General features: G+C 64.1%; 5 protein-coding genes. All 5 read right to left on the bottom strand.

The window, feature by feature from the left end:
- The coding region (locus ACFWEK_RS19290; RefSeq protein ID WP_430555086.1) for a DUF262 domain-containing protein at window positions 1-406 on the bottom strand (406 nt) is incomplete at its 3' end.
- The gene (locus ACFWEK_RS19285) at window positions 403-1,203 is read right to left on the bottom strand and encodes an FRG domain-containing protein (RefSeq protein WP_430555085.1); all 801 of its coding nucleotides are present in this window, start codon (window positions 1,201-1,203) and stop codon (window positions 403-405) included. The genes ACFWEK_RS19285 and ACFWEK_RS19290, both read right to left, overlap by 4 nt.
- Window positions 1,204-1,933: 730 nt before the next feature.
- A complete protein-coding gene (locus ACFWEK_RS19280) occupies window positions 1,934-2,386 on the bottom strand; it encodes a very short patch repair endonuclease (protein WP_430555084.1) in 453 nt (150 codons plus the stop codon).
- A 42-nt stretch (window positions 2,387-2,428) separates the two neighbouring features.
- Window positions 2,429-3,694 (bottom strand): DNA cytosine methyltransferase, encoded by a 1,266-nt coding sequence (locus ACFWEK_RS19275; RefSeq protein WP_430555083.1) that lies wholly within the window; start codon window positions 3,692-3,694, stop codon window positions 2,429-2,431.
- On the bottom strand, window positions 3,691-4,296 hold the full coding sequence (locus ACFWEK_RS19270; RefSeq protein WP_430555082.1) for a hypothetical protein: 606 nt from the start codon (window positions 4,294-4,296) through the stop codon (window positions 3,691-3,693). The genes ACFWEK_RS19275 and ACFWEK_RS19270 overlap by 4 nt, the downstream gene beginning before the upstream one ends.
- Between the last annotated feature and the right edge of the window lie 124 nt (window positions 4,297-4,420).

Genomic DNA, 4,420 nt, shown 5'->3' with positions numbered 1-4,420 from the left:
GTACGTAGTCGAGGAAGCGCTGCGCGACCGCCGGATATCCTTCCCGAAGCTCGGCCAGAGTCAACCGTTCGGCTCGAACGCTTTCGTCCTCGAAGTAGCGAAAGTCGTCGGCGAGCCGCAATTCGCCGGACAGGAAACTGGTGATGGCTTCGAGACGTTGCTTGCCGTCGATCACCGCGTACTGGTACGTGAGACCAGCCGGTGTAAGACGACGGCTGGACTCCTTCTCGAAATATAGTTTGGGAACATCGAGCCCGTTAAGGATCGAGTCGATTAGTCCCGCACGGGTGTCCGTGCCCCAAATACCGCCTTCACGTTGATACGGCGGATTGAGGTCGACCACTTCCTTCATTCGTCGAAACTTTGCGACAGTAAGGTCCGGGATCAACACGGTGCGAATCTTCATGCGTTGCTCCTGCCGTAGACGGCCTTTATGCGCTTCGCAATACGGTCGAGATCGCGATAGATCGACACCTCGTTGAAACCGAGCACACCGAGTTGCTCACGGATAGCTACCTTGCTGGACGTCGGAACGATGAAGGATTGAAGCGACCGAGCCTTCCGCAGCGGTTCTTGATCGGCTCCGGGAGACGGCAACTGAGTCAGGGTGAAAGTTCCGGTTTGGAACCGAATCCTATCGAAGATTAACGGAGCAACGACAGCTCTCGGCTTCCGCCTGTTCTCACTGTCACGACCGGGCAGATAGTCCTTGAGCGTGATGTCAGAGTCCGACAGCAGATGAGGATGTCCCCCGTCGGCATCACCGGCCTCTTCGTTCAGATCATTCGGATGGATGAGGAAGAACTCGCCATCCACTTCGTCGATCACCCCAGAAGAACTCGGCTCGCTGGCGAAGAACAAGGCAACTAGAGGGCTCTGCGACCAGTCGAGAAGCCGTGTCGGGAGTGCGTGGTGCTGCGCAAACGTGGTCCATCCCCACTCGTCAAATGCATACTGCAGACCGGCAGTGGCGGCCTCCTGACGAAACCGGGCGAGCATGACGCGTTCATTCGCACGGTGGTCCGGCTTCCTGAACGCCGAGGCCTGAAGTTCCCAAGTATGGTCACGGTGGCCGCGATACCAGACCTCGCGTCCATCCGCGGTGATGGGTTCGAGAACCTGCATCAGATCCTCGACGCTGGCGATGGTTCGGCGTTCGGGCGGTGTAGTAGCCGGCCCACCGGCTTCGACGTCAACGGTCACGTTCGTCAAGGTATCAGCCGCCAGGCTCCTAGCTATGTAACACGTTCCACCGTTCCGCTTGTAGAGCTGGACGAGTGCCGACCCACCAGCTCCTATCTGCTCCCGCAGGGTGTGGTCCTGGAAGCTGGGTGCATCAGCCCCCGCAGACACGTCCGGGGCGGTGGCCCAGGCAGCGTGGCGGATCGTGCTGAACGCAGATCGATGTCGCGCGCTGCGACTGCTTCCTCACAGGACTGGCCCGGGAGAGCCATCCAAGGCGAAGCAGTCGCGGGTCGCGTCAGGGCGTGGACCGAGCCTGGCCTGCGACTACGCGAATCACCCGGACCATTGTCAGGCGCCGCAGCGTGCCAACGATCCGGCACAACCATCCGAAGACCGCGCGGTCGCGCAAGGTCGTGCTTTGCAGTCGTCCTCGGCAGGGGCGCTGCGTTCAGGGCTCGCGCAGCGGAGCAGGATCGGGAACGGCGGGGTGATGTTCGCGAACGGAGGCGAGACACCGCTGACGACGAACAACGTCCATCGCCGGGTGTTGCACGTACTCGGTCCTGTAGGCGTCTCGGTTCTGCAGGCGGCGGAAAGGCCGCTGCTCGCCTTGGGCACGCGGATCCGAGGACCATGCTGCAGCACCGCATCCGCCGCAGCGAGCTGGTCGATCCGATCGCTGCGACCCTGCTGGATCACGCTTTGCGAAGGATCGACGATCAAGCTAAGCGGATGCCCGCCGTCGGCGTCAGTAGCCGCCAACCGTGGACGCTGAACCGCATCGGTCTCCTACCTCGGAGCTGATGGCTTCCGCGACGCTCGCTGTGTCCTCGTGCTCCCAGAAGCGGAGGACAGTCCACCCGGCCTCCTGAAGGGCAAGCGTCGCTTGCGCGTCGCGCTCCTTATTCCTGGCGAGCTTCGGCTGCCAGTAAGCGGAATGGGCGATGGGGATGACGCCATGTGTCGGGCATCCGTGCCAGAAGCAGCCGTCGAGGTACACGGCGATGCGTCTGCGGGTGAACACGATGTCCGCACGAGAGCGAAGGCCACGAAGAGGCGCGATGTCCACCCTGTAGCGGAAACCTCGCCGGTGGAGTTCGCGGCGCACTCGTAGTTCGAGTGACGTGTCACGGCTGCGGTTGGAGCGCATCGACTTCGCGGTGCCCGGGGTTGACGCCCACGACTTTGTGATCGCCGTCATGTGTTCGACGCTACCTCGGTTCCTCGCGATCGGGCTACGGAGTCAGGCGATCGCTGCGGCCCGCCTGCTCGGTATGCGAGCCTCTGTGTCGAGGTCGCCGATGACTTCGGTCGTGTCAACGCTGTCGTCCGTCCGTTCCTCCTGCTCGGCCCGAAGCGCGATGAGCGTCCGACCGACGTGCGCGGCGACGTCGACGGCGACGGCGTTGCCGATCACACCCATGACACGGCTCCGGACGCCCGGGAACTCGTAGTCCTGGGGGAATCCCTGGACGAGGGCCGCCTCTCGGATGCTGAGGTATCGGACGGCACCGTCGAGTTCGCGCAACATCGCCTCGCCGCCGGCCACCCCGTGCACCCCGGCTTTGATCGTCTTGCTAGGCATGTCGAGCGGGCTGCCGGTGTGCTTCGCGTATGTCCTCGCGCCTGGGATGGCGATGTGGTTCGGCCAGCCGTCTGGCGCGATCTCGACGGCGGGCTCGGGAACGTCGGCGAGCAGGTCTCGCAGCGTCTTCCACGGCAGCCGGTTGTCGGGCGCTCCGGTCTTCTTGATCCGCTCGATCTGCGCGTTGAGCCGCGCTGGCACGATTTCGGGCTTGACGAGCCCGTGGCGGTTCCAATATGTCCCGGTGATCCACTGCTGGTGCAACAGGACATCTCTGCTATGGGTACGCGTGATGCCCTGCCAGCTTCCGGCGTTCTTCAGATCGCCGCGGACGGCGACGAGGAAGATGCGCTTACGGCTCTGTGCGACGCCGACGTCGGCGGCGTCGATCTCTTCCTGGTAGACGCAGTAGAGCTCCTGCAGCTCGCTGGCGCGAACCCGTGCGTGGTGCTCGTTCCAAAGCTCCCCGTCCTTCGGAGTGATCGTGGGGCGCCTCAGCTGGTCTTTCACGTAGTCGAGATAGGGCGCGAACGACGGGCGTGTCAGTCCAGGGACGTTCTCGAAAACAACATAGTCGGGCATGAGCTGTCTGACGATGTCGAGGGCGGCGGGGAACATGTTCCTGTCATCGGAGTGACCGGCGCCGGTCCCGGCAAGCGAGAACGGCTGACACGGCGGTCCGCCGGCGACGAGGTTGATCGGGCCGAGTTCGGCCAGTTCGTCGGTCGTCTTGCGGACGTCCTTCTCGAAGACGTGCTCCTTCGTCCAGAGCGTCGAGTCTCGCTCGGCGTTGTGGCGGAGCACCTTCGCGGCGGGCGCCCACCACTCGACGAGCGCTTCATGCGTGAAGCCTGCCCGTCGCATGCCGAGCGCCATCCCACCGCCGCCCGCGAATATCTCGACGGAGTTTAGCTGGTTGCTCATCGGGCACTTCCTAGCTGTTCGCGGACGTAGTGGAGGACGAGTCCGCAACGCTTCGTGATGGCGGCGTGTGCGTCTGCGGCCTCTCGCGCCGTCGCTGTTCCTGGCGGCTCGGTGACGACGACGTGACCTGCGACGCCGAGATCGACGCTCGCACGGAGCGCCGCCCAGACGAGGTTCTTGAAGTTCCGCGCTTCGTCCCATGCGAGATATGCCAAAGCGCCGTCTTGGTTCACCGCCTGCGCGTGGAACGGCTTGATGCCGTCGGTTCCTTCGACGAGCGCCCACCCCTCGCCGAGAGCCGCCCCGACGATGTCCTGGGTCGTCGTGCCGCCGGAGTTGCCGAACTTGGCGTAACGTCCCATGCCGCGGAGCGCCCGGGCGTACTCCTTCATGGGGCCGTCTTTGATCCAAGCGCGGGCAGCTTCGGGGCTCATGTACTTCGTGAGGATGGCGCCGACGCGGGGGTCTTCAACCCATGCGCTGTACGCCTGGCTGCGGTCGCGAGGCGGCAGGTGGCTCCAGTTCCTCGCGTTCGCATCTTCGTAGAGGGCAGTCACGACGTCGGCAAGCTGGGCTTCCGGTACCAAGGTGTCCCGCGTCATGCCGGCAGGATGTCCGGATCGAGGAACTGGAGACGCGTCTCGTCGTTGGCGGTCTCCAGGTCGGCGGCGTCGAGGATCCACTGCTCCAGCAGGCTCTCGGCTCGGAGGTCGTTGAACCGGATGC

The sequence above is a fragment of the Isoptericola sp. NPDC060257 genome (assembly GCF_042726645.1).
Taxonomy (GTDB): domain Bacteria; phylum Actinomycetota; class Actinomycetes; order Actinomycetales; family Cellulomonadaceae; genus Isoptericola; species Isoptericola nanjingensis.
This window is presented reverse-complemented; position numbering and strand designations above follow the sequence as displayed.

What these genes read in the sequence shown, in the direction of transcription:
- ACFWEK_RS19270 (WP_430555082.1), bottom strand. Translation starts at nt 4,296, where the DNA reads ATGACGCGGGACACCTTGGTACCGGAAGCCCAGCTTGCCGACGTCGTG.
- ACFWEK_RS19275 (WP_430555083.1), bottom strand. Translation starts at nt 3,694, where the DNA reads ATGAGCAACCAGCTAAACTCCGTCGAGATATTCGCGGGCGGCGGTGGG.
- ACFWEK_RS19280 (WP_430555084.1), bottom strand. Translation starts at nt 2,386, where the DNA reads ATGACGGCGATCACAAAGTCGTGGGCGTCAACCCCGGGCACCGCGAAG.